14 protein-coding genes and 1 pseudogene are annotated in these 20,017 nt (G+C 70.7%); 9 read left to right on the forward strand and 6 right to left on the reverse strand.

What is annotated here, in order from left to right:
* Positions 1 to 20: 20 nt before the first annotated feature.
* Positions 21 to 1,634 carry a glycoside hydrolase family 27 protein gene (locus tag QSK39_RS32245; protein WP_285481619.1) on the reverse strand — a complete coding sequence of 538 codons (1,614 nt, stop codon included), beginning with the start codon at positions 1,632 to 1,634 and terminating at the stop codon, positions 21 to 23.
* Between the two features lie 34 nt (positions 1,635 to 1,668).
* Positions 1,669 to 3,042 (reverse strand): glycoside hydrolase family 43 protein, encoded by a 1,374-nt coding sequence (locus QSK39_RS32250; RefSeq protein ID WP_285481620.1) that lies wholly within the window; start codon positions 3,040 to 3,042, stop codon positions 1,669 to 1,671.
* Between the two features lie 255 nt (positions 3,043 to 3,297).
* On the opposite strand from QSK39_RS32250, the gene QSK39_RS32255 reads away from it, so the two are divergent.
* The 6 genes and pseudogenes from QSK39_RS32255 (at position 3,298) to QSK39_RS32280 (ending at position 12,227) form a co-directional block, all read left to right on the forward strand.
* On the forward strand, positions 3,298 to 5,265 hold the full coding sequence (locus QSK39_RS32255; RefSeq protein ID WP_285481621.1) for an alpha-L-fucosidase: 1,968 nt from the start codon (positions 3,298 to 3,300) through the stop codon (positions 5,263 to 5,265).
* A 26-nt stretch (positions 5,266 to 5,291) separates the two neighbouring features.
* Complete coding sequence (locus tag QSK39_RS32260; RefSeq protein ID WP_285481622.1) at positions 5,292 to 7,709, forward strand: ricin-type beta-trefoil lectin domain protein; 2,418 nt, start codon at positions 5,292 to 5,294, stop codon at positions 7,707 to 7,709.
* Positions 7,706 to 9,157, forward strand: a complete 1,452-nt coding sequence (locus QSK39_RS32265) for an arabinofuranosidase catalytic domain-containing protein (RefSeq protein ID WP_285481623.1) — start codon at positions 7,706 to 7,708, stop codon at positions 9,155 to 9,157. Before QSK39_RS32260 ends, QSK39_RS32265 begins: the two co-directional genes overlap by 4 nt.
* Before the next feature lie 122 nt (positions 9,158 to 9,279).
* Positions 9,280 to 9,996, forward strand: a complete 717-nt coding sequence (locus tag QSK39_RS32270) for an alpha/beta fold hydrolase (protein WP_285481624.1) — start codon at positions 9,280 to 9,282, stop codon at positions 9,994 to 9,996.
* 232 nt (positions 9,997 to 10,228) lie between these two features.
* Positions 10,229 to 10,918 (forward strand): annotated as a pseudogene (locus QSK39_RS32275) (IS5 family transposase).
* Between the two features lie 73 nt (positions 10,919 to 10,991).
* Positions 10,992 to 12,227 carry a PucR family transcriptional regulator gene (locus tag QSK39_RS32280; protein ID WP_285481625.1) on the forward strand — a complete coding sequence of 412 codons (1,236 nt, stop codon included), beginning with the start codon at positions 10,992 to 10,994 and terminating at the stop codon, positions 12,225 to 12,227.
* Here the strand turns inward: QSK39_RS32280 and QSK39_RS32285 are convergent.
* Together QSK39_RS32285 and QSK39_RS32290 are read right to left on the reverse strand one after the other, a co-directional pair.
* Positions 12,224 to 13,669, reverse strand: coding sequence for a non-reducing end alpha-L-arabinofuranosidase family hydrolase (locus tag QSK39_RS32285; RefSeq protein WP_285481626.1), 1,446 nt, complete (start codon positions 13,667 to 13,669; stop codon positions 12,224 to 12,226). The genes QSK39_RS32280 and QSK39_RS32285 overlap by 4 nt on opposite strands.
* A gap of 181 nt (positions 13,670 to 13,850) precedes the next feature.
* A complete protein-coding gene (locus QSK39_RS32290) occupies positions 13,851 to 15,041 on the reverse strand; it encodes an FAD-dependent monooxygenase (protein WP_285481627.1) in 1,191 nt (396 codons plus the stop codon).
* 56 nt (positions 15,042 to 15,097) lie between these two features.
* Between QSK39_RS32290 and QSK39_RS32295 the strand changes: the two genes are divergently transcribed.
* Positions 15,098 to 15,601, forward strand: a complete 504-nt coding sequence (locus QSK39_RS32295; protein ID WP_285481628.1) for a MarR family winged helix-turn-helix transcriptional regulator — start codon at positions 15,098 to 15,100, stop codon at positions 15,599 to 15,601.
* On the opposite strand, the gene QSK39_RS32300 is transcribed toward QSK39_RS32295, so the two are convergent.
* Positions 15,574 to 16,230 (reverse strand): response regulator transcription factor, encoded by a 657-nt coding sequence (locus tag QSK39_RS32300; RefSeq protein ID WP_285481629.1) that lies wholly within the window; start codon positions 16,228 to 16,230, stop codon positions 15,574 to 15,576. The genes QSK39_RS32295 and QSK39_RS32300 overlap by 28 nt on opposite strands.
* Complete coding sequence (locus tag QSK39_RS32305; RefSeq protein WP_285481630.1) at positions 16,215 to 17,468, reverse strand: sensor histidine kinase; 1,254 nt, start codon at positions 17,466 to 17,468, stop codon at positions 16,215 to 16,217. The genes QSK39_RS32300 and QSK39_RS32305 overlap by 16 nt, the downstream gene beginning before the upstream one ends.
* A gap of 178 nt (positions 17,469 to 17,646) precedes the next feature.
* On the opposite strand from QSK39_RS32305, the gene QSK39_RS32310 reads away from it, so the two are divergent.
* On the forward strand, positions 17,647 to 18,888 hold the full coding sequence (locus tag QSK39_RS32310) for a serine hydrolase domain-containing protein (RefSeq protein WP_285481631.1): 1,242 nt from the start codon (positions 17,647 to 17,649) through the stop codon (positions 18,886 to 18,888).
* A 248-nt stretch (positions 18,889 to 19,136) separates the two neighbouring features.
* Positions 19,137 to 20,009, forward strand: coding sequence for a transporter substrate-binding domain-containing protein (locus QSK39_RS32315; protein ID WP_285481632.1), 873 nt, complete (start codon positions 19,137 to 19,139; stop codon positions 20,007 to 20,009).
* Positions 20,010 to 20,017 lie beyond the last annotated feature (8 nt).

The following is a 20,017-nucleotide window of genomic DNA, read 5'->3' on the forward strand; positions in this document are numbered from 1 at the left end:
CCGCCTTCGGGTCGGAGCGCTCAGACGCGGGCCCACCGCTGGTTCGGCTGTCCGTTGCAGCTCCACAGGATCGCGTGGGTTCCGTTGGCGGTCGCCGCGCCCTCGGCGTCCAGGCACAGTCCGGAGTGGACGTTGCGGATCGAGCCGTCCGAGCCGAACGTCCACCTCTGGTTGTCCTGACCGCTGCACGGCCAGCTGAGCACCCGGGTACCGTTGGTCGTGCCCTGGTGGTCGGCGTCGAGGCACTTGTCGCCGAACACGCGGATCTCGCCGTCGTCCCAGGTGGTCCAGAGCTGGTTCGCCGCGGTCTGGCAGTCCCAGAGCAGCGTGCCCGCCCCGGCGGCCGTCGAGGCGTTGTCGACGTCGAGGCACCGGCCGGAGCCCGCGCCGCGCAGCCGTGACGTCGTCGCGGCCCGCGGGGAACCACCCGACACCCGGTACGCCGCGACGCCGTGCGCGGGCACGCTCGCGCTGATCGTCCCGCCGGTCGTCGAGGTCGCACCGGTCCAGAGGTCGGTCGAGGTGAACGCCGAGCCGGAGAGGCCGACCTGCGCGGCGGTCGTGCTGACCGTGGCCGTCCCACTCCCGCGGTTGAGCAGCCCGACCGCGACCGACCCGTCGGCCAGCGGCTTGGCGAAGACCTCGGCGTTGCCGTCGTCGCGCACCCGGCGGCCGCCGGCGCCGAGGCGGTCCTGGTCGACCGCCAGCAGCCGCGGGTTCCGCAGCACCGCGCTGATGTCGGCCGACATCGTGCGGACGTCGTTGCCCGCCATCAGCGGCGCGGCCATCAGCGCCCACAGCGCGAAGTGCGCGCGGGACTCGGTCAGCGACAGCCCGGGCCGGCCGACCACGAGCATGTCCGGGTCGTTCCAGTGCCCCGGGCCGGCCTGGGCGGCCAGCGGAGCGGTGACGTCGAGGACGTTGCCGACCCCCATCGGGTAGCTGTTGGTGTTGCCGTTCTGCCAGATGTCCAGCAGGTCCTCGGTGGTGCGCCAGAGGTCCGCGACCTGACCCCAGTCGTACTTGTCGCCGGTGATGGCGTGGTAGCTGTTGGGGTTGATGCTGTAGACGATCGGACGCCCGGTGGCGCGCACGGCGTCCCGCATGATCGTGAATCGCGTGACCTGCTCGTCCCGCGTGCCGGCGGGGGAGCACCAGTCGTACTTGAGGTAGTCCACGCCCCAGGACGCGAAGGTCGCCGCGTCCTGGGCCTCGTGCCCCGCACTGCCGGTGGACCCGGGGTAGGTGCCGGTCCGCTGGGCGCAGGTGCGGTCGGTCGGCACCTGGTAGAGGCCGAACTTCAGGCCGCGGCCGTGGATGTAGTCGCCCAGGGCCTTCATGCCGCTGGGGAACTTCGACGCGTTGGCGCGCAGGGCGCCCTGGGAGTCGCGTTGCGGGTCGAACCAGCAGTCGTCGACGACGACGTACTGGTAGCCCGCGTCCTTCATCCCGGACGAGACCAGCGCGTCGGCCGCCTGGCGGATCGCGGTCTCGGTGACGCCGCAGCCGAAGCTGTTCCAGCTGTTCCACCCCAGGGGCGGGGTGAGGGCCGGGCTGCCGGGCGTGGCCGCGGCGGCCGGTGTCACGGTGACCAAGGCCAGTGCGGCGAGCAGGTGAAGCGGTCGAATGGGCATGGTCGCCCCTTTCCGTGCGTGGAGGTGGCGACGGTCAGGCGGCGAACTGCCACCAGGTGACGTTGAACAGGTAGCCGCTGCCCCCGGTGAACCGCAGGTACAGGTCGTGCGTCCCGGTCGCCCCGGTCACCGGGCAGGACACGCTCGTCCACGTCTGCCAGCCGCCCGTCGCGGGCACCGTGCAGGTGCCCACCACCGTGCCGCCGGTGCTGTCCAGCCGGAGCTCGATCCGGCCACCGGCGGCCGCGGAGGCGACCCGCGCGGTGAAGGACCGGGCACCGGACCCGAACGCGGCACCCTTGACCTTGATCCAGTCGCCGTTCTCGAGGTAGCCGACGTTCATCCCGCCCTCACCGGACGGCTCGGTCTCGACGCCGGACTCCCCGGCGATCGTTTCCGCTTCCTGCCGCGTGTACGGGTTCAGCGTGCCGACCTGCGGCGCGCCCGCGGTGCTCATGCCGATCGTGGGGATGGACCCGTCGGCGTTGTAGGTGAACTTCTCGACGGCGACCGACCGCGTGTAGCCACCGCCGCCCGGCAACGCGCCGTTGTGGTAGAAGAAGTAGGAGTTCCCGGCGAAGTCGATCACGCCGGGGTGGTTGGTGAAGCTGGACCCCTGGGTGGGCATGACCGTCCCGCGGTAGGTCCACGGCCCGGTGGGGCCGGGCGCGGTCGAATAGCCGATGAACTCCGAGCAGCACTTCGCCGCGAAGACGTTGTAGTACAGGCCGTTGCGCTTGTAGACCCACGGGCCTTCCTCGAACAGCGTCGGGCGGCTGGTGTTGCCCGTGCGCGTGCCGAACCCGGCCGTGGTGAGCGGGATCTGGGTCGGTCCGCTCGAGTAGGAGATCATGTCGGCGTTGAGCTTGACGTACCACAGGTGCGGGTTGCCCCAGTACAGGTACGCCTGCCCGTCGTCGTCGACGAACACCGTCGGGTCGATCTCGCCGTTGCCGACGAGCGGGTGCCCGAGCGCGTCGCGGAACGGCCCGGTCGGGCTGTCCGACACGGCCACACCGATCGCCATCGCGCCGGTCGCCCGGACCGTCATCGGGACGTACCAGTAGAACTTGCCGTTGTGGTAGACGGCCTGGCCCGCCCAGGCGTTGGCGCTCGCCCAGGTGAAACTGGCGAGGTTCAAGGGGGAGCCGTGGTCGGTCCAGTTCACCATGTCCGCCGACGACCAGACCCGCCATTCCTTCATGGTGAAGTACGTCGAGCCGTCTTCGTCGTGCCCGGTGTAGAGGTAGACACGGCCGTTGTACACCAGCGGTGCGGGATCCGCGGTGTAGATGGTCTGGACGATCGGGTTGTCCGCCCGGGCGACGGCCGAAACCAGGCCCGGCGCGCACAGCAGCGCGACGGCCAGGGTGAGGGCGCGCCGGACGATCGTCGAAGCGGCTTTCACGGGTGCTCCTTCGGTTGTGGTCACCGTTGCTCGCGCTCCGAGGCCAGGCGAGAAGCAGTGTGGCACGGCGATGTTCACGCTCACAAGAATGCGCGGCGGCGCGTGAAAGTTACACCCCGGTCCGGCGGCTCACGCTGCGATTTCACCGTGCTGCAACCGGTTACCTCCTCGTGAGTCTTGACCACCGGCAGGCACTGAGCCTAAACAGAGTGTGTTAGCGCTAACTCGCTTTCGGAGCCGAGGAGGCTTTTCGCCATGCCCGAGTTCAGCCGTCGCTCGATGCTGGGTTTGATCACCGTGAGCGGCGCGGCGACGGCCGGTCTCCTGCGCGGCGGAACCGCCTCGGCCACCGCCGGGCCGGGCAGCTACACCGCCAGCTGGTCGTCGGTCGACCAGCACCCGCCCGCGGCGGACTGGTTCCAGGACGCCAAGTTCGGCATCTACTTCCACTGGGGCGTCTTCAGCGTCCCCGCGTTCGGCAACGAGTGGTACCCGCGGAACATGTACGTCGGGGGCTCGGCGGAGAACAACCACCACCAGGCCGTGTACGGCGACCCCTCGGCGTGGCCGTACCACAACTTCATCACCGGAGCCCGGGACAAAGCGGGCACCTGGGTGCAGTTCGCGCCGAAGCTCAAGTCCGCGGGCGGGAACTTCGACCCGGCGGAGTGGGCGCAGCTGTTCGCCGACGCCGGCGCGAAGTTCGCCGGGCCCGTCGCCGAGCACCACGACGGCTTCTCGATGTGGAACAGCACCGTCAACGAGTGGAACTCGGCCGTCAAGGGGCCGCGGCTGGACCTGGTGCGGCTACACGCCGATGCGATCCGCGCGCGAGGCCTGAAGTTCATGGTGTCGCTGCACCACGCCTACCACTTCACCGGCTTCTACGACCACGTGCCCGCGCAGTCGGATGCCGGCCTGCGCAAGCTCTACGGGCAGCTGGGTTCGACGGCGGAGAACCAGCTCTGGTACGCCAAGCTGGCCGAAGTCGTCGACGGCTACCAGCCGGACCTGCTCTGGCAGGACTTCAACCTGCCCCGCGTCGACGAGTCCCGGCGGCTGGATTTCCTGGCGTACTACTACAACAAGGCCGTCGCGGGGAACAAGTACGTCGTCGCGACCTACAAGGACGGCTTCGACAACAAGGGAGAGGTCTTCGACTTCGAGCGCGGCGGACCGGGGGACATCCAGACGCCGTACTGGCTGACCGACGACAGCATCTCCAGCTCCAGCTGGTGCTACACGACGGGAATCGGCTACTACTCGATGAAGGCGATGCTGCACGCGCTGATCGACCGCGTCAGCAAGAACGGCACCATGCTGCTGAACATCGCACCGATGGCCGACGGCACCATCCCGTCGGGACAGCGGACGATCCTGCTCGGCATCGGCGACTACCTCGCCCGCTTCGGGGAGTCGATCTACGCGACCCGTGCGTGGTCGTCCTTCGGCGAGGGCCCGACGCAGATGGGGGGCGGCTCCTTCACGACACCCCGCGAGGGCACCAGCCGCGACATCCGGTTCACCCGCAGCAAGGACAACACCGTCCTGTACGCCACGGTGCTGGGCTGGCCGGGCGGCACGCTGGACATCACGACGCTCGGGTCGGGCCGGATCGACCTCGGTTCGCTGAGGTCCGTGCAGCTGCTCGGTGCCACCGCCGGGTCGTACACCGACCTGCCCGACCGTACCCAGGACGGCTCCGGGCTGCACGTCCGGCTGCCGTCGACGCCGTTCAGCGCCCCGGCGTACGTGGTGAAGCTGACCTTCTCCGGCCAGATCCCGGCCCTGGGCGCCGGCCCGGTGCCGACGAGCTGGGTGCGGATCGCGAACGTCACCACCGGTCTCGTGCTCGACAGCGGCGGGACCGTCGCGGCCGGGTCGGTGCTCAAGCAGTGGTCCTACGACGGCTCGGCCAACCTGCAGTGGCAGCTGGTCGACGTCGGCAGCGGCTACTACCGGATCGTCAACCGCACCAACGGTTTCGTCGCCGACAGCGGCGCCCGGACGGGCAACGGCGTCACCGCTGTGCAGGCGTCCTGGACCGGCAGCGTCAACCAGCAATGGCGGCTGGCCGCGCTCGGCAACGGCCGCTACCAGGTCGTCAACCGGGGCACCGGCACCGCGCTCGACGGCGCGGGCAGCACCGCGACCGGCTCCCCGGTGGTCCTGTGGGCCCCGAACGGCAGCACCAACAACCAGTGGACCGTCACGGCCGTCTGACCCCTTCGTCGGAAGCGAGCACTGTCATGCCAACCCTGCTCCGGAGGGTGCGAGCCGCGATGGCCGCCGTCGTCGTCCTGGCCGGCGTTCTGGTGGCCACGGCCGCGCCGGCCGAGGCCGCCACCTCGATCACGATCGACGGCGGCTCGGCCGGGCGCACCTTCGACGGCGTCGGCGCGGTCAGCGGCGGCGGGGGCAACAGCCGTCTGCTGATCGACTACCCCGAACCCCAGCGCGGCCAGATCCTCGACTACCTCTTCAAGCCCGGCTACGGCGCCGCGCTGCAGATCCTCAAGGTGGAGATGGGCGGGGACACCAACTCCACCAGCGGTGCCGAGCCCAGTCACGCCCATTTCCGCGGCGATCTCGACTGCAACCGCGGGTACGAGTGGTGGATCATGGAGCAGGCCAAGGCGCGCAACCCCGGCATCAAGCTCGTGGGCCTGCCCTGGGGCGCGCCGGGCTGGATCGGCAACGGCACCTTCTTCTCCGACGACCTGACCGGCTACTACCTTTCGTGGCTCGGGTGTGCCCGGCAGCACGGGCTGACGATCGACTACCTCACGACCGTCCAGAACGAGAAGCAGTGGAGCGCCGACTGGACCGTCACGATCCGCAACGCGCTCAACGCCAACGGGTACAGCGCCGTCAAGCTCATCTCCGGTGACTCGTGGCCGGGGGACTGGGGACCCGCAAGCGCGATCTCGACCAACGCGGCCTACCGCACCGCCACCGACGTGCTCAGCGCCCACTACACGTGCGGCTACCTCAGCGCGCAGACGTCGTGCAGTGTCCCGTCCAGCGTCACCGGCACCGGCAAGACGCTGTGGTCCAGCGAGAACGGCTCCCAGGACTACAACGACGGCGCGAAGCCGCTGGCCCGCGGCATCAACCGCGTCTACCTCGACGGCAAGATGACCGCGTACCTCAACTGGGACCTCATCGCCGCGACCACGCCGAACATCCCCTGGCCGACCGTCGGGCTCGTGCTGGCCAACCAGCCGTGGTCGGGCTACTACTCGGTCGGGAAGGACGCCTGGGCGCTGGCGCACACGACGCAGTTCACCGCGCCCGGCTGGAAGTACCTCGACGCGTCCAGCGGCTACCTCGGCGGCAACCGCGCCAACGGCAGCTACGTCTCGCTGCGGTCCCCGGGCACCGGCGACTACAGCACGATCATCGAGACCATGGACGCCACTTCGGCCCAGACGCTGAACCTGAACGTCACCGGTGGGCTGTCCACCGGCCGGGTGCACGTGTGGGCGACCAACCTGAACTCGAACAACTCCGCGGACTTCTTCACGCACCCGGCCGACGTCACACCGTCCGGCGGCGCGTTCTCCCTGACCGTCCAACCCGGCTACCTGTACACCGTCACGACCACGACCGGGCAGGGCAAAGGCACCGCGGCGGGCCCGTCGCAGGGGTCGCTGAACCTGCCCTACAGCGACGACTTCGACGGGTACGCGACGGGCAAGGAAGCCAAGTACCTGATGGACATGGAAGGTGCCTTCGAGACGTCCTCCTGCGGCGCCGGGCGTTCGGGTACCTGCGTGCGCCAGGCCGCCCCGCAGAAGGCGATCCCCTGGAAGAAGACGACCGATCCCTACGCGTTGCTGGGCAGCGTCGCTTGGAGCACCTACACGGTCAACGCGGACGTGCTGCTGGAGAAGTCCGGGTACGTCCAGCTGCTCGGCCGGGTCGGCTCGCAGGACACCGGCAACCAGGGCGCGGTGAACGCCTACTACCTGCGCGTCAGCGACACGGGCGCGTGGTCGATCCTGCGCAACAACACCAGCCAGCAGGTCACGACCCTGCGCAGCGGCACGACGACCGCGCTCGGCACCAACCGCTGGCACAAGCTGTCGCTGGGCTTCTCCGGCGGCACCATCACCGCCGCGGTGGACGGCACCACGCTCGGGACCGTCACCGACACGACGTTCCCGGCCGGCCAGGTCGGCATCGGGACCAGCCAGGGGGAGACCGCGCAGTTCGACAACCTCGCCGTGACGGGCTCGGGCGGCGGGTCGACGTCGGTGCTGCGCAACACCGGCTCGAGCCGGTGCCTCGACGTCCCCAACGTGTCGCAGGCGAACGGCACCCAGGTGACGTTGTGGGACTGCAACGGCGGCGGCAACCAGCAGTGGACGCTCACCTCCGGCAAGCAGCTCCAGGTGTACGGCGCCAAGTGCCTCGACGCCGAGGGCGCGAGCACGGCAGCGGGCACGCGGGCGATCATCTGGGACTGCACGGGCGGCACCAACCAGCAGTGGAACGCCAACACCGACGGCACGATCACGGGCGTCCCATCAGGACTGTGCCTCGGCCCGAGCGGCACCGGGAACAGCGCACCGGTGACCCTGCAGGCCTGCACGGGCAGCAGCGCCCAGAAGTGGACCCGGAGCCAGCCGCAACCCCGACCGGACGAAGGAGCTCGTTCATGACCGCACGAAGGCTGCTTCAGACCACGGGCGCGGCGGTGGTCCTCACCGCGGGTGCGCTGGCCGCGCCGGCGCAGGCCGCCACGCAAGGGCCGTGCGACCTCTACTCCGCGGGCGGCACCCCGTGCGTGGCCGCGCATTCCACCACCCGCGCCCTGTACGGCTCGTACAACGGTGCCCTGTACCAAGTCCGGCGGTCCTCCGACAACGCGACGCGGGACGTCGGCGTCCTGAGCGCCGGTGGTGTCGCGAACGCCGCGACCCAGGACGCGTTCTGCGCGGGCACGACGTGCCTGATCACGGTCATCTACGACCAGTCCGGCCGTGGCAACCACCTGACCCAGGCGCCGCCCGGCGGGTTCTCGGGACCGGCCGCGGGCGGGTACGACAACCTCGCCAACGCGGCGGCCGCCCCGATCACCGTCGGCGGGCAGAAGGCCTACGGCGTGTTCGTGGCCCCCGGAACCGGCTACCGCAACAACAACGCCTCCGGCACCGCGACCGGCGACCAGCCGGAGGGCATGTACGCGATCTTCGACGGCACGCACTACAACGGCGGCTGCTGCTTCGACTACGGCAACGCCGAACGCAACAGCCGCGACAACGGCAACGGCACCATGGAAGCCATCTACTTCGGCAACATCAAGGTCTGGGGCTACGGCGCGGGGAACGGCCCGTGGATCATGGCCGACCTCGAGAACGGCCTGTTCTCCGGCATCAACCAGCGCTACAACGCCAACGACCCGACGATCGGCCACCGCTACCTGACCGCGATCATCAAGGGCCAGTCGAACCACTGGGCCATCCGCGGCGGCAACGCGCAGTCCGGCGGCCTGTCCACCTTCTACGACGGCGCCCGCCCCAACGTCTCGGGGTACAACCCGATGCGCAAGGAAGGCGCGATCATCCTCGGCACCGGGGGCGACAACAGCATCGGCTCCGCGGGCACGTTCTACGAAGGCGTGATGACGTCCGGCTACCCGTCGGACGCCACCGAGAACGCCGTGCAGGCCAACATCACCGCGGCCGGCTACGGCAGCGGCGGCAGCGGCACCACCACCGGGCCGCTGCACGCGGTGGGCGCCGGCAAGTGCCTCGACGTCCCGGGCTCCACCACGACCCCCGGCACCCAGCTGCAGATCTACAGCTGCAGCGGCCAGGCGAACCAGACCTGGACGCGCACGTCGTCGAACCAGCTGACGGCCACCGTCGGCGGGCAGACACTCTGCCTGGACGCCTCGGGCAACGGGACCACGGCCGGGACGAAGGTGGTGACCTGGTCCTGCAACGGCGGGGCCAACCAGCAGTGGACCGTCACCTCCGGCGGCACGGTCACCGGCGGGCAGTCCGGCCTGTGCCTGGACGTGACCGGCGCGTCCACGGCCAATGGAGCGCTGGTCGAGCTGTGGACCTGCAACGGCGGCAGCAACCAGCAGTGGACGCTGGGCTAGGCCGGTTGTGCGCACGGACAACGGACGGGCTCGTTCCGGGTGAGCGGGAACATCGCGTGACCACCTGCCGTGCGGCACCGTGAGGCAGCACCCCCTTCACCCGCACAGAACCGAGGTCCGGCATGACCGCTTCCGCACTTCCCACCGTCGTCCTGGTCCACGGCGCGTTCGCCGACGCTTCCGGCTGGCAGGCGGTGGCCGACGGCCTGCGTCAGCGCGGGTACCAGGTCCTGGCCCCGGCCAATCCGCTGCGCAGCGTCGCGGGCGACGCCGCGTACATCCGGGACTTCGTCTCGACGCTCGAAGGCGACGTCGTGCTCGTCGGCCACTCCTACGGCGGCTGCGTCATCACGAACGCGAGCACGGGCGCCCCGAACGTGCGGGCGCTGGTCTACATCGCCGCGTTCGCACCGGACGAGGGCGAGACGCTGCTCGAGTCCATCGCGCTGGGCGGCGGGAAGACGGAGCTCGGGGAGCGGCTGGTCCAGCGCCCCTACCCGGGTGCGCCCGACGGTGACGCCGACGGCTACCTCGACCTGGCGCACTTCCACCGGCTGTTCTGCGCCGACCTGGACGCCGACCTCGCCGCCTTCATGGGTGCCGCCCAGCGCGGGTTCGCGCTGTCCTGCCTGTCCACGCCGTCGGGTGTGCCCGGCTGGCGGGCCATCCCGAGCTGGTACCTCGTGGCGGCCGACGACGCCACGATCCCGCCGGAAGCGGAGCGGGCCATGGCGAAGCGGGCCGGAGCGCACACGGTGGAGGTCGCCGCCTCGCACGTCGCGATGATCAGCAAGCCGGCCGAGACGATCGAGCTGATCGCCGCCGCCGCGGCCGGGTGACCGGGACCAGGGGGGAGTGTCCTCGATCCGGCGGTCTCGCATCGCCGCGCGGGTCGAGGGGTGCGAATACGCCTTGTCCGCGAGCACGGTCTCCGGCCCGCACCGCGGACGTCCCGGCCCGAGCCGGGCGACGTCGATCTTGGTGCTCACTCCGCCGCGGGACCGGCCTAGGTGTATTTGGCCATCAGGTTGGTTGCAGCCGGCTGATGGGTGGGTGACCTCCGAGTGCGCTGTGGCGGCGTTGAGTGTTGTAGTGCTCGAGCCGCTGCTGCCACCGCAGCAGGGTGGTGGCTGGTGGTGGCGCGATCACCGTCAGGTGATCAACGCGATCCTGCGGAAACTGCGCACCGGTGCTCTGTGGCGTGACCTGCCTGAACGTTACGGACCTTGGAAAACCGCGCACGACCGCTGCGATTGTGGACCAAGGACGGAACCTGGGATCGGAGCCTCGACCGAGTGATCGTCAAAGACGACGCCGTCGGTGATCTGGAGTGGGTTGTTTCGGTGGATTCGAGATTCAGCGACGAAGTCGAAGCCAGCGTCGTCGAAGGAGAAGGACTCGGCCGGTCCCGCGGCGGGCTGAGCACGAAAATCCACCTTGCCGTCGACGGGCGTGGCCTGCCGATGCGGTTCCTGCTCACTGCGGGCCGAGCGGGAGACAACCCGCAGCGATGCGGGGCCGTCAGATCAGGTTTGTCAGTCCGGAGCGCGAGGACCCAATCGCCCCGCCGCAAGGGCAAGGGCTCTCGCGGCGGGCGACCACCTGCCTTCGATGCCGAGATCTACAAGCAGCGCAATGTGGTGGAGCGGTGCTTCACCCGGCTAAAGCAGTTCCGCGGTCCGGCTACCCGCTATGCCAAACGGGTCGCCTACTACCAGGAAGAAACTCACCATCGCCGCGATCGTTCTTTGGCTCCGATGACTTACAGGACACCGCCCAGTCCTACCGGATGCCCAGCTCGACCGCCTACCGGACAACTCCCTAGGCTGATCCGGTGACGCGACGCGAGGCCACGGGCGGGCCGGATCCGGAGCTCGTGGCACTCGCCGGCCGGTTGCTCGACACCATCGACGAGTTCGCGGACGACATCGCGTCCGCGATCGAGGCTCGCGTCGAGTTCTACGGCGGGCACAGCGTCGTGCCGGCCGATGACCTGCGGCGGTCCGTGCGAGGGAACCTCGAGTACGTCCTCAAGTCGTTGCGCGAGGACAGCTACGCCGACGTCGCGGCCGCCCGGACGACCGGTGCCCTGCGGGCCGAGCAAGGGGTGCCGCTGTCGGTCGTCATGGCCGCGTTCCGCGTGCTGTTCAGCCGGATCTGGCACAGCCTCGTGCTGCACGCCCGGGCGCAGGAACGGGTCTCCGAGCAAGCACTCGTGGACGCGGCCTCCGACCTCTGGGCCGCCCACGACACCTTCGCCGAGGAGATGGCCGCCGCGCACCGCGAGGCGACGATGACGCTGCTGCTGCGCAACGAGGGCGAGCGCTCGGCGCTGGTCGGCGCCCTCCTGGAGGGACGGCCGCTGCACGAGACGTCCGTCTGGGACGTGGCGGACGTGCTCCGCCTGCCCCGGCGTGGGCCGTTCGTCGTCGTCGCGGCCGAATCGGTGCACCTGGCCCAGGAAGCGCTGCCCGGCATCGAGAACCGCTTGCGGGCCCGCCGCATCGGGTCGGCCTGGCGGCTGCTGCCGGACGCCCAGATCGGGATCGTGCGCTTCGAGCACGACGCCGACCTGCAGCCGCTCACGGCGACCCTGACGGCGTCGGCCCGCAGCCGGATCGGCGTCAGCCCGCCGTACCTGGCCCTGACGGAGACGGCGGCCGTGCTGCGGTTCGCGCGCATCGCCTTGGCGAGCACCGTCGCCGGCACCCCGCACGTGACGATGTTCGACGACTTCCCCCTCGCCGTCGCGGCGGTCAGCGCACCCGACGCCATGCAGCGGGTCCGCCAAGCCGTGCTCGGGCCGATCTTCGCGTTGCCGCCCGAGCAGAGCAAGATGCTCCTGGAGACGCTGGCCGCGTGGCGCGACAGCGGGGGATCGGCCTCGGCCGCCGCGGGAGCGTTGTTCTGCCACCCCAACACGGTCCGCCACCGGCTGCGCCGGATCGAGGCGGCCACCGGCCGTTCGCTCGGCGACCCGAAGGCGACCGCGGAGATCCTGATCGCGCTCGAGGCCGCGTTGCTGGGCATCGGGGAGGAACCCGGCCGGGTTCCTCCCCGAGACCGTTAACGCTGCAGCGTCAGGACGCCCGGCCGCCACGGCAGCTGGTCGTACGGACCGCTCGCACTGGGGGACTTGCCCTGGTAGAGCAGCTGCAGGTTGCAGGGGTCGACGGTCATGGTCTGGTCCGGGTTGCTGCGGACCAGGTCACCGTGGCTGATGTCGTTGGTCCAGCTCGCCCCGCTGTTGGCCTTGCCCGCGAAGGGGTTGCTTTCACCGGCGGCCTGCGGGGTCCACGAACCGCTCAGGCTGCTCGCCGTGAACGAGCGGAAGTAGCGCCCGTTCGCGCCGATCGCCTCGACGATCATCAGGTACTGGTTCTGGCCCTGGACCTTGTAGACCTGCACGGCCTCGAAAAGGTTGTTCGTCGAGTCGCTCAGGACGGTCGTGTACGACGAGCCGAAGCTGCCCGGGAAGTTCCCGATCGGCATGCTCGCCCGGTAGATCTTGCCGTTGTCCCCGGCAAAGAACAGGTACATGTTCGAGCCGTCGGCGATCAGCGTCTGGTCGATCGGACCCGTGCCGGAGCCGGAGATGCTGCCGGTGAACAGCGGCTGCGGCGAGGACCAGCCGTTGGGGTTGCTGGGGTCGCTCGACGTGCGGTAGATGAACGGCCAGGCACCCCATTGATAGGCCAGCACCCAGATGTTCTTCGGCGCGAAGTAGAACAGCGTGGGCGCCACCGCGGCCGAGCTCATCCCGTTCTGGCCGGCCGAGGCCATGTCGGACCAGTTCGTGAAGGGACTGAAGGCCATCGAGCCGTAGGACGATCCCGAGACGTTCGACGCGTAGACGAGGTGCTTGCCGTTGTAGACGACGTTCGTGAAGTCCTTGAGCGAGACCCACCCGTTCTTCGGCGTCGCCAGCACCCCGCTCGAGCTCCAGCGGTACGACGACGGCAGGGAGCAGCCGGTGCCGCCGCCGGTCGTCGTGGTGGTCGTGGTCGGCGTCGACGACAAGCCCGTCCACTTCTGGTTGCTGCCGCCGTTGCACGTCCAGAGCTGCACCGCGGTGCCGTTGGCCGTCGCGGCGCCGGTGACGTCCAGGCAGAGCCCCGACTGCACCCCGGCGATCGTGCCGTCGGAGTTCACCCGCCACTGCTGGTTGGCCCCGCCGTGACAGGTCCAGATCTGCACCCGGGTCCCGGCGGTGGTCGCGCTGCCGGGCACGTCGAGGCACTTGCTGCCGTACACCGTCAGCTGGCCGCTCGACGTCGACGTCCACTGCTGGTTGGCCCCGCCCGAGCAGTCGTAGATCTGCAGGAGGGCACCGTCGGCCTGGCTGGTGTTCGAGACGTCCAGGCACCGGCCCGAACCGGCACCGCGCAGGGCACCGGTGACGTCGGCCGAGGCCGCGCCTGCCCCCAGCGTCACCGCCAGTGCCACGGTGGCCGCGGCGGTGAGCACCCCGATCAGGGTGCGGATCCGGCGGCTGGTACTTCCTCTGTTCATGACGACCTTCTCCCGGCGAGCGAGACGAGTGTTATCGCTAACATGCGGTGCGTCACCCTGGGCTTCCGGGAGAAGAAATGTCAATCCGCCGCCAAGGCCCGAAAGCCGGGCCTTGGCGGCCCGGCCACTTCACGGCCACCGCCGTAAGTCCACAAAGGACGACGGAGGAGTGAAAGTTACATCACGGGCGGGGCACCGCGAGCGGCGGCAGCGGCCGTTCGGTCGCGGCGACGGTGGTGAACTTCGCGGCGACCGGCGCGAACAACCGCGACGTGAGCACCTTGTCGGCCAGCCGCCGCAGCCGCAGGCCGAACGCGGTGCGCGGGTAGGCGATCGGCACGATCCAGCGCGGCAGCTGCTGGACGTCGTCGACGAGCGGGCGCATCCACTCTTCGTAGGCCGCGAGCGCCTCTTCGGGCTCGGCGGTGGACAGGCAGGCGGCGAGGACGTACCCGCTGGTGAGCGCGAGCGACGCGCCGCCCCCGCCCATCGGGGTCACGCACCACGCCGCGTCGCCGGCCAGGCAGACGCGCCCGCGGTGCCAGGACGGCAGCCGGATCTGGGTGAGGTGGTCGAGGTAGACGTCGTCGGCGGTGTCGAAGGCGTCCAGGACGCGCGGTGCCTCCCAGCCGACGTCGCCGAACAGCTCGCGGACCCGGCGCAGGGCTTCGGCGCGGTCGAGCCGCGTGAGGTCCTCCGCCCGGGCGTAGGTGAGGATGGCGCGGGTGGTGCCGTGCTGGTCCGGCCGCAGGTGGACCTGCCGGCCCCCGACGGTGGTGTACCACCGCCACCGGTCGTCGTCGCCGGCCGTGCGGGGGATCGTGCCGAACACCATCGCGATGCCGAGCTCACGGCGGTCGACGAGGTCCCCGAAGAGCCGGTCGCGGGTCGCGGACCGCACGCCTTCGGCGATGACCAGCAGATCGGCGGGCAGCGTGCGGCCGGCCGTCGTGGTCACGGTGACCTCGGCTTCGCCTTCCTCGACCGCGGAAATCGTTTCGCCGTAACCGACTTCGACGCCGTCGGGCAGGTGCTCGAGGATCGTGCGGGCGAAGTCGCCGCGCAGGATTTCGAGCTCGGCGGTCGCGCCGCCGTCGGGGCCGCCGGACGGCAGCCGCGCGAGCACCCGGCCCGCGCCGTCGACGAAGACCGTGCCGGTTTCGGTGGTGTTCTGCGCGCGCACCGCCTCCGTCAGTCCCATCCGCGTCAGGACTTCCCGGGCGACGCCGCGGACGTCGACGTTCTGGCCACCGTCGCGGAAGGCGTCCGCCCGTTCCAGCACGGTCACGTCCCACCCGGTCCGCCGCAGCCAGAAGGCGGCCGAGAGGCCGGCGATGCTCGCCCCGGAGATCACCGCGTGTCGTGTGCTCATCGTTGCTCCGTCCAAGTAGCTTTATAGTGAAGCTACTATGTGATGAAGGAGTCTGCATGACGGACCCGCTGACCGCCGAATGGGCGCCGGCCCAGGTGGCGGTGATGCACGCGCTGCGGGACTGGGCGGTCGGCTTCACCGAGCTGAACCAGCACCTCGCCACCTGGCTGGACCTGCCCGGCTCGGACGCCAACGCCCTCGGCCAGATCACCTGGGCCGCCGAGACGGACGCGCCGCTCTCGCCGGTGCAGCTGGCGCGGCGGATCGGCCTGACCACCGGGGCGACGACCGTGCTGCTGAACCGGCTCGAGGCCGCCGGCCACGTCCACCGCAGCCGCGAGAGCGCCGACCGCCGCCGGGTCACGCTGCGGCCGTCCCCGGCCGCGCGCGAACGCGCCCGCGAGTTCCTCGCCTTCGCGGGTGCCGAGATCGCGGCCACCCTGCGGACCGCGGACCCGGACGAGCTGCGGGTGGTCACCGGGTTCCTGGCCCGCATCACCGCCGCCGCCGGCGAGGCCAACCAGCGTGTGCGTCAGGCTTCGACGGGCCGCTCCAGGTAGGCGAGGACCGCGAGGATCCGCCGGTGGTGGTGCTCCGACAGCCCGAGTCCGAGCTTGGTGAAGACGGTCGCGATGTGCTTGCTCACCGTCTTCTCCGTGACGAACATCCGGGCGGCGATCGCGGCGTTGGAGCGGCCCTCGGCCATCAACGCCAGGACCTCGTGCTCGCGCGGGCTCAGCTTCCGCAGCACCGGATCGGTCGCGCGGTGGGTGAGCAGGGCGCGGACGACGTCCGGATCCAGCACCGTGCTGCCCGCGGCGACCTGCCGGACGTCGGCGACGAACCGGCCGACGTCCAGCACCCGGTCCTTGAGGAGGTACCCCACGGCTCCCGCGCGGTCCTCCACGAGTTCCCGGGCGTAGAGCTGCTCGACGTACTGCGAGAGCACCACGACGGGCAGCCCGGGGATCTGCTTGCGGACGGCGATCGCGGCACGCAGGCCTTCGTCGGCGTAGGCCGGGGGCAGCCGGACGTCGACGATGGCGACGTCGGGGCGGTGCGTCGTGAGCGCCCGGACCAGCGACGGTCCATTGTCGACGGCTGCCACCACCTCGAAGCCGGTCGTCTCCAGGATCCTGACCAGGCCTTCGCGGAGCAGGACGAGGTCTTCGGCTACGACGACGCGCACGGCAGTGTCATCCTGATCTCGGTCGGGCCGCCCGGCGGGCTGTCGACGGCCAGCGTGCCGTCGAAGGCCGCCAGCCGGCGGGCGATGCCGCGCAGGCCGGTGCCGCCCTCGAGCGAGGCACCGCCGCGGCCGTCGTCGGCCACCCGCATCGTCAGGCCGCTTCCGGGGTGGGGCGCGAACTCCACGGTGATCCGGATGTGCCGGGCCTGAGCGTGCTTGATGGCGTTCGACAGGGCTTCGGAAACGGCGAAGTAGGCCGCGGACTCCACCGGGGCCGCCAGCCGGCCCGGCAGGCGGGTCGTCACCGTGGTCGCGATCGGGTTGACCAGGGCCAAGGCCTGCAGGGCGCCGTCCAGGCCGCGGTCCGCCAGCACCGGCGGGTGGATGCCGCGGACCAGGTCGCGCAGTTCGGCCAGGGCGGTGGAGGTCGCGTCGCGGGCCTCGGCCAGCAGCCGCCGGGCGGCCCGCGGGTCCTCGGCCAGCACCTGTTCGGCCAGGCCCAGGCTCATGCCCAGCGACACCAACCGGGCCTGGGCGCCGTCGTGCAGGTCGCGTTCGATCCGGCGCAGCTCGCCGGCCTGGGTGTCGACGGTCTCGGCCCGCGAGGCCGCCAGCTGCCGGACCCGGGCCCGCAGCCGGACCTGCTCGGCCGGGCCCAACAGCAGGCGGATCACCCGGGCGTTGAGGTCCGCCAGCGGGGTGGCGGTGGCGTACCAGAGCCCGAAGCTGACCAGGCCGAGCGGGAGCAGCACGAACGTCTGGGCGACGCTGTGCAGCCGGAAGGCCCCGCCCAGCGGGGTGCGGAACACCTCGGGCGGCGTCAGCAGGTAGACCACGGGATAGAGCAGGTAGAAGAAGCCACCGGCGAACAACAGCAGGGACAGCCCGGAGGTGAGCCAGCCGGTGACCGCGTTGACGCCCAGCCACGCCCAGTCCCGCCAGCTCGCCGGGTCGCGCAGGACCGTCCACAGCCGTGCCGCCCAGCCGGCGTCCGGTGCCGGGAGGTAGGGCCGGTCCACCGGGTCGCCGAGCCGCCGCCCGGCCCACTGCCGGTGCAGGCCGGCCAGCCACCGGACCAGCGCGGTGGAAAGCAGCGTCAGCGGGATTCCGGCGCCCAGCGCGACGAGCGGCACCGCCGTGATCCAGAGCGTGGCCAGTGCGGCACCCGCGACCGAGCCCGTCAGGAGCAGCGCGGACCAGCCCAGCAGGGTCAGCCGCGAACGCAGTGCGGTCGGCACGGTTCCCTCCCGGCGTCGACGGATCGGATGTCGATGATGACCGGAGAAGGGGGGTTCGCGCGGTAGGGCTGGCTCCACCTTCCGTGGGAGCCGGCACCAGTGTTCCCGGTCCGTCGTCCGGAGAAGCTGATGTTGCCGGCCGGACGACCGGCGACCGACGAGCCAGGAGGCCCTGCCCATGACCGCGAACCCGTTGTTCCCCCGCCACCGCCGCCGGGCGGGACTGGCCCTGCTGGTGGCCGTCGCCCTGAGCGGTGTGCTCACCGCCTGCGACGAGACGCCCGGCCCCGCCGGCGTCGGCCTGGCCGAGCTCGCCCAGCGGGACGTCGACGCCGGAGCACCCGGGGTGATCGTCCGGGTCGACGACGGCAGCGGCCGGGTGGTCGAGCTCGCCCGGCAGGCGCCGTGGACGACGGCCGACCACGTCCTGAGCGCGAGCGACGCGTTCCGGATGGGCTCCAACACCAAGACGATGGTCGCCACCGTCGCCCTCCAGCTGGTCGCCGAGCAGCGGCTGCGGCTGACCGACCCGGTCGGGAAGTGGCTGCCCGGCCTCGTGCCGAACGGGGACGCGATCACCGTGCGGATGCTGCTCGGCCACACGAGCGGCTTGTTCAACTACCGCAACGATCCCGCCGTGCTGCGGGCGTTCACCGGCCAGGACACCCGGGTCTGGACACCCCGGGAGCTGCTCGCCGCCGCCGTCCGGCACGACCCGCTGTTCGCGCCCGGGACGGACTACGCCTACAGCAACACCAACTACGTCGCGCTCGGGCTCGTCGCCGAGAAGGCGACCGGGCGGACCCTGGGCGACCTGGTCCGGGAGCGGATCGTCGCGCCGCTGCACCTGACGAAGACGTATCTGGTCGAAGGAGACACGTCGACACTCGCGCACGGCTACGAACCCGACGCCGCCCACATCGCCCCGCTGCTTCCCGCGGGCACGCCTGCCGGGACCGCGTTCGCCGGCCCGGCCCGGCCCGCCGGGTACGTCGACACCACGTTCGTGAACGCCAGCACGCAGTGGGCCGCCGGCGGCATGGTGTCGAGCGCGCCGGACTGGGCCCGGTTCGACCGCGCGCTCGTGTCCGGCGAGCTGCTGCCGCCCGCCCTGCTCAAGGAAATGCAGACCACCCGCGCCGAGGAGCCGGAGTTCCCGGACCGCCGCTACGGGCTCGGTCTCGAGCAGGTGACCACGCCCTGCGGCACCGTCTGGGGGCACAACGGCCAGGTCGCCGGGTACTCCGGCGAGGCTTACACCGACGACACGGGCAAGCGCACCGCTTCCGTCCTCACCACCACGATCTTCGGCTTGGCCGTCCCGAAGGCCGGCGCGGCCAACCGGGAGCTGGTGAACGCCGCGGTGTGCGCCATGCTCGGCAAGCCGGTTCCCGGCACCGCGGCGGTCCCGGCCGGCTGATCCCGGACGCACTTCGAAGTGCGATCGGCGGACAGATAGCCACCATTTGTGCTCGCGGTCAAGATATGACATCAAGGCGTGCCGGTACGTCCGAAGAAGACCGAAACAAAGTGGGTTGAACAAGGCGACAGTTTGTGCAACGATCGCCGCCGTCTTAGGAACCTATTCTTCGCGGGACTGACCTCGGCCAAGGAAGAAAAAGCACTATGCGATCCCCCCTTCGTCGTCGATGCCGAAGCATGATCTTCATGACCGCCGCTTTCGGGCTGGCCGCCACCGGGTGCACGGTGGGAAGCAGTTCCCCGGGCCTGGCGACCGCGACGAACCTCGCGGTGGTGCAGTCGTTGCACGACGCGCTGCCGCAGGCGATCAAGGACTCCGGGGTGATCCGGTTCGCCGGTGACTCCCACCCGCCTTATCGCACGGTCGCGCAGGACGGCACGATCACCGGGATCGACGCCGACTTCCAGGCCGCGATCGGCCAGGTGCTCGGGGTCAAGACGCAGACCAGCGTCGTCACCGGGCTGCCGGCCGCGCTGCAGGGCATGCTGAGCAACCGGTACGACGCGTTCAACGGCCCGGTCAAGGCCACCGCCGAACGCGAGAAGCAGTTCGACACGATCACCTGGATGACCACCCGCACGGCCTACGTGTTCCCCACCGATTCGACGGCGGGGATCACGCGGGTCGAAGACCTCTGCGGGAAGCGCATCGCGGTGGTGGCCGCCAGTGTCGTGGAGGAGCAGCTGAACAAGCTGTCCCGGTTCTGCACGCAGAACAAACGCGCGGCCACGCAGACCGTCGGCCTGGACGACACGAACGGCACGCTGCTGGCCACCCGCTCGGGGCGTGCGGACGCGGCGGGGATGACCGAGGCCGCGGCGATCGACGTGACGCAGAAGCAGGGCGGCACCAAGTACGTCACCCAGACCGAAGCGCAGGGGGCGACCAAGGACGACCTGGCGTTGTACGTCCCCAAGTCCTCGAAGCTGGGCCCGGTGCTGCAGCAGGTCTTCGAGGAGCTGTTCGAGAACGGCACGTACGTCGGGATCATGTCCCGCTGGGGGCTCAACCAGGTGTCGGTTCCGAAACCGGTGTTCAACGCGGCTACGGCGCACTGAGCCGAGGA

The organism is Amycolatopsis sp. NBRC 101858, assembly GCF_030269325.1.
Lineage (GTDB): Bacteria > Actinomycetota > Actinomycetes > Mycobacteriales > Pseudonocardiaceae > Amycolatopsis > Amycolatopsis ponsaeliensis.

Excerpts from the sequence above, each read along its gene's own strand:
- QSK39_RS32270 (WP_285481624.1), top strand. The coding sequence starts at position 9,280 with ATGACCGCTTCCGCACTTCCCACCGTCGTCCTGGTCCACGGCGCGTTC.
- QSK39_RS32315 (WP_285481632.1), top strand. The coding sequence starts at position 19,137 with ATGACCGCCGCTTTCGGGCTGGCCGCCACCGGGTGCACGGTGGGAAGC.
- QSK39_RS32260 (WP_285481622.1), top strand. The coding sequence starts at position 5,292 with ATGCCAACCCTGCTCCGGAGGGTGCGAGCCGCGATGGCCGCCGTCGTC.
- QSK39_RS32285 (WP_285481626.1), bottom strand. The coding sequence starts at position 13,669 with ATGAACAGAGGAAGTACCAGCCGCCGGATCCGCACCCTGATCGGGGTG.
- QSK39_RS32290 (WP_285481627.1), bottom strand. The coding sequence starts at position 15,041 with ATGAGCACACGACACGCGGTGATCTCCGGGGCGAGCATCGCCGGCCTC.
- QSK39_RS32245 (WP_285481619.1), bottom strand. The coding sequence starts at position 1,634 with ATGCCCATTCGACCGCTTCACCTGCTCGCCGCACTGGCCTTGGTCACC.
- QSK39_RS32255 (WP_285481621.1), top strand. The coding sequence starts at position 3,298 with ATGCCCGAGTTCAGCCGTCGCTCGATGCTGGGTTTGATCACCGTGAGC.
- QSK39_RS32295 (WP_285481628.1), top strand. The coding sequence starts at position 15,098 with ATGACGGACCCGCTGACCGCCGAATGGGCGCCGGCCCAGGTGGCGGTG.
- QSK39_RS32265 (WP_285481623.1), top strand. The coding sequence starts at position 7,706 with ATGACCGCACGAAGGCTGCTTCAGACCACGGGCGCGGCGGTGGTCCTC.
- QSK39_RS32310 (WP_285481631.1), top strand. The coding sequence starts at position 17,647 with ATGACCGCGAACCCGTTGTTCCCCCGCCACCGCCGCCGGGCGGGACTG.